General features: G+C 37.3%; 1 protein-coding gene. It reads right to left on the bottom strand.

What is annotated here, in order from left to right; translation table 11 throughout:
• A partial coding sequence (locus tag EII42_RS12690) for a hotdog domain-containing protein (RefSeq protein ID WP_305000359.1) occupies window positions 1-205 on the bottom strand: 205 nt, incomplete at its 3' end.
• Between the last annotated feature and the right edge of the window lie 106 nt (window positions 206-311).

Below are 311 nucleotides of genomic sequence, written 5' to 3'. Positions count from 1 at the left end.
ATGTCATACTATCTACGGCAACCGTTACCACACGCCCATGGGCAATTTCTTTCGCTAAAATAGCACCGCCCATATCCATTTGGGACATAATCCAACCGCCAAAAATATCGCCATTAGCATTAGTGTCTGATGGCATAGCTAAGGTACGAAGTAATAAATTTCCTTTGGATTGTCGACCTGTATTGGTTTCAATAAATACTGACATAGATTTTTCCTTATTCTTTTTCTTCTGATTTAGGTAAATAACGATAAATATAAATTCCCGTCACTAAGGTTGCAATAATTGTCATACCAAGAATGCCGAAGGTTTT

It is taken from the genome of Tessaracoccus sp. OH4464_COT-324 (genome assembly GCF_003932855.1).
Taxonomy (GTDB): Bacteria; Actinomycetota; Actinomycetes; order Propionibacteriales; family Propionibacteriaceae; genus Arachnia.
This window is presented reverse-complemented; position numbering and strand designations above follow the sequence as displayed.